This window comes from Acidovorax sp. KPB24-07, assembly GCF_057543315.1.
The window spans coordinates 1-1,535 of the sequence record NZ_BAAJYS010000606.1 but is presented as its reverse complement, the minus strand read 5'-3'; the positions used below and the strand labels follow the sequence as shown (position 1 = coordinate 1,535).

Genomic DNA, 1,535 nt, shown 5'->3' with positions numbered 1-1,535 from the left:
CTCGTGGCCAGCGGCCACCCGGACCCGCTGGGCGAGAAGCCCGGCGGCGACACCACCGTGTTCGCCACCGGGCGCAACGCCTTCTCGTTCCCCGCGGCCAACCTGCCGGACGACGAGCGCACGCGCTTTGTCATCGGCAACTCGTTCTTTCGCCGCAACTGGGTGGAGGCACCCGCCTCGACCAAGGCGCGCGACGGCCTGGGGCCGCACTTCATCGCGCGCTCGTGCGGCGGCTGCCACGTGCAGGACGGCCGGGGGGCGCCGCCCGAGATCTTCAACCGCCTGGGCGAGACCAAGGACCCCACGGTGGCGCTGCTGATCCGCCTGTCCATCCCCGGTGCCGACGGCCACGGCGGACCGCTGCACGAGCCTGTGTACGGCGACCAGTTCAACAACGCGGGCATCACCGGCGTGAAGCCCGAGGGCCGCGTCACCCTGCGCTACCAGACCATCCAGGGCCAGTTCGCCGACGGCACGCCCTACACCCTGCTCGACCCGAAATACGGCTTTGCCGACCTAGGGTACGGGCCGATGCACCCGGACGTGATGGTCAGCCCGCGCATCGCGCCACAGATCATCGGCGTGGGCCTGCTGGAGGCCATCGACGAGGCCGACATCCTGGCCAATGCCGCCGACCAGGCCAAGGCGCCCGGCCCCATCAAGGGCGTGCCCAACCGCGTGTGGGATGCGCCATCGGCCCGGATGATGATCGGCCGCTTCGGCTGGAAGGGCAACGTGGCCACCATCGCGCACCAGACCGGCGGCGCCTTCGTGGGCGACATGGGCATCACCTCGCGCCACTTCCCGCACGAGGCCTGCACGCCCGCGCAAAAGGACTGCCTGGCCGCACCCAGCGGCAAGAGCGCGGGCCGCCAGGGCCAGCCGGGCGTGGAGATCGACGACAAGACCTTCGACGACGTGGTGTTCTACCAGGCCACGCTCGCCCCGCCCGCCCGCCGCAAGGTGAACGACGTGCAGGTGCAGCGCGGCCAGGCGCTCTTCGCGCAGGCCCAGTGCGCCGCCTGCCACCGCCCCAGCTACGTCACCAAGGAAGGGCCGTTCCCGCGCCTGACCAGCAAGGCCGTCTCGGGCCAGCGCATCTGGCCCTACACCGACATGCTGCTGCACGACATGGGCGAAGCCCTGGCAGACCACCGGCCCGACTTCGCGGCCAACGGCCGGCAGTGGAAGACGCCCCCGCTGTGGGGCACGGGCCTGATCCAGGACGTGAACGGCCACACCCGCCTGCTGCACGACGGCCGCGCGCGCGGCGTGCTCGAAGCCATCCTGTGGCACGGCGGCGAGGCCGAGGAAGCCAAGCAGAACGTGCTCAAGATGAACAAGGCCGAGCGCGATGCGCTCGTGCAATTCGTGGAGTCGCTATGACGAAATTCCCTGCCCAGCGCCCCCTGCCCCGCCTGGCCGCGTTGGCGCTGTGCGCCCTGGCCGGCGCCGCGGCCACCGCCACCGCGCAGACCAACTGGCGGCACGACGCCGTGCCGTTCTACGACACCACGCACGCCCTGCAAAGCCTC

1 protein-coding gene is annotated in these 1,535 nt (G+C 71.3%); it reads left to right on the top strand.

All coding sequences use genetic code 11. From position 1 onward, the window contains the following. On the top strand, positions 1-1,386 hold a 1,386-nt coding region (locus tag AC27IQ_RS24305; RefSeq protein WP_487091101.1), incomplete at its 5' end, for a di-heme oxidoreductase family protein. Positions 1,387-1,535: the final 149 nt, after the last annotated feature.